The organism is Candidatus Nitrosopumilus salarius BD31, assembly GCF_000242875.2.
GTDB classification, from domain to species: domain Archaea; phylum Thermoproteota; class Nitrososphaeria; order Nitrososphaerales; family Nitrosopumilaceae; genus Nitrosopumilus; species Nitrosopumilus salarius.
Genome location: NZ_AEXL02000070.1, coordinates 1 through 2,203 on the forward strand (window position 1 = coordinate 1; position 2,203 = coordinate 2,203).

The window sequence follows — 2,203 nt, forward strand, 5'->3', positions numbered from 1 at the left end:
TCTTCCTGAAATGCCCTATGCATATGATGCATTAGAACCTCACATTGATGCAAGAACAATGGAGATTCATCACACCAAACATCATCAAGCATACACTGACAAACTAAATGCAGCTCTTGAAGCATGTCCATCTGAGATTCAAGAAAAAGATATTTTAGACATTTTGTCTAATATCTCATCAGTCCCAGATAATCAAAGAGGTGCAGTTAATTTCAACGGTGGTGGATATGATAACCACAGGCTATTTTGGAACAACATGAAACCAAATGGAGGCGGAGAACCTGGAGGATCAATTGCTGATGCAATCAAAGATTCTTTTGGAAGCTTTTCTGACTTCAAAGAGAAATTTACATCCACTACTGCAGTGATTCAAGGTAGTGGTTGGGGATGGTTGGTATACAATCCTACTTCAAAAAAAGGTTGAATACAAATCAATGCCAAACCAGACAAGTCCAAGAACTGAAGGTCTTACTCCTTTATTGGGCTGTGATGTTTGGGAGCATGCATACTATCTTCATTACCAAAACAAAAGACCAGATTACATCAATGCATGGTGGAATGTGGTTAATTGGGATGAAGTAGAAAATAGATTCTCAAAAGCAAAATAAAATTCTAATTTTTATTTTTTTTAAATTCATCTACCTGCTTGGTTAGATTATTTGTTTTTATCAAAGAATGAATTTATAACCATCTGAGAAATCTTTGTTGTAAATGAGTGAAGAACAGGCAGAGCAATTAATGCAACAAATGCAAATGCTTGAAACATATTTTTCTGATTTGTCTCAGAGAGAAGCAACTTTTGTGAGTATATTCAGAGAGACAATTGCCGCAATCGAATCCATTAAATCCCTTAGTCAAAAAACTGAATCTGAAACCCTTGTTCCAATTGGAATGGGCACATACCTACCTACAAAAATTTCATCTAACTCTAAGATTGTTTTGAATATCGGAGCAGGTGTTGCAGTTGAAAAAGATTTTCCTTCTGCAATTAATTATCTTGAAGCACGAATTAAAGAAATTGAGATTGCAATCAATGACACTGCAGCAAAAAAACAAGATGCCGCAGGACGTTTAGAACAAGGTAAGGCGCAAATTAACCAATTAATGCAATCTATGTCTCCTCCAAAATCAGGATAAGACATGTTTGATAAACTTCGTAATGCATTTTCTAATGCGGCGAAAAGTTTTGGCGAAAAGGAACTTAACGAAAAAGATGTTGAGAATATTCTTTTTGACTTAGAAATTGCACTCTTAGAATCTGATGTTGCAACTGAAGTAATAGATTCCATAAAATCAGATCTGAAAGAAAAACTGATTGGCTCAAAAGTAGAAAAGAACCAAATTGAAAAATTTGTTAAAGACAGTTTGATTTCAAGTATCTCTTCATTGTTTGATGATGCGGGACAAATTGATCTCTTTGAAAAAATTAATGAAAAAAAGAAACTAGGACAACCATTTTTGATTTTGTTTGTTGGAATTAACGGAACTGGTAAAACCACTTCTCTTGCAAAACTTGCATATCTCTTGCAACAAGCAAAATATTCTGTTGTAGTAGCAGCTGCTGATACTTTTCGAGCTGGTGCAATAGAGCAATTACGGGAACACACAAACCGTCTTAATCTAAAAACTTGTTGCTCAAAATTATGAATCAGATCCAGCCGCAGTAGCTAGAGACGCAGTATTATATGCAAAATCCCACAAAACAGACTGTGTCCTAATTGATACTGCAGGAAGAATGCAAACCAGCAAAAACTTGATGGAACAAATTGCAAAGATCACCAAAGTTGTAAATCCTGACATGAAAATTTTTGTTGGTGACTCTTTAGCTGGAAATGACACTGTAAACCAAGCGCGTGAATTTTTTGAACATGTAAAATTCAATGGCTCTATTCTGACAAAGGGAGATGCTGACGCAAGAGGCGGCGCAGCTTTGTCAATTGTAAAAATCACTTCTACTCCTATACTTTTTGTAGGTGTTGGACAAGAATATCCTGATTTAATTCCATTTGACAAGGAAGTATTTCTGAAAACTGTCTTTGGTTCACTTGATGATGTAGAAATTACAAAGTCAGTAAAGCCAGAACCAACACCAGAACCAGAACCAACACCAGAACCAGAACCAACACCAGAACCAGAACCAACACCAGAACCAGAACCAACACCAGAACCAACACCAGAACCAACACCAGAACCAACACCAGAA

Annotated in this window: 2 protein-coding genes and 2 pseudogenes; all 4 read left to right on the forward strand. The window is 36.2% G+C overall.

The annotated features are described in order from the left end of the window. Nucleotides 1–608, forward strand: a pseudogene (locus tag BD31_RS03150) (superoxide dismutase); the annotation flags it as partial. Nucleotides 609–711: 103 nt separating this feature from the next. Continuing rightward, nucleotides 712–1,137: a prefoldin subunit alpha gene (pfdA, locus tag BD31_RS03155; protein WP_008298449.1), complete on the forward strand. Its 426-nt coding sequence runs from the start codon at nt 712–714 to the stop codon at nt 1,135–1,137. 3 nt (nt 1,138–1,140) lie between these two features. Continuing rightward, the gene (locus BD31_RS10895; RefSeq protein ID WP_008298454.1) at nt 1,141–1,647 is read left to right on the forward strand and encodes a signal recognition particle receptor subunit alpha; all 507 of its coding nucleotides are present in this window, start codon (nt 1,141–1,143) and stop codon (nt 1,645–1,647) included. Nucleotides 1,648–1,690: 43 nt separating this feature from the next. Continuing rightward, a pseudogene (locus BD31_RS10900) lies at nt 1,691–2,203 on the forward strand (signal recognition particle-docking protein FtsY); the annotation flags it as partial.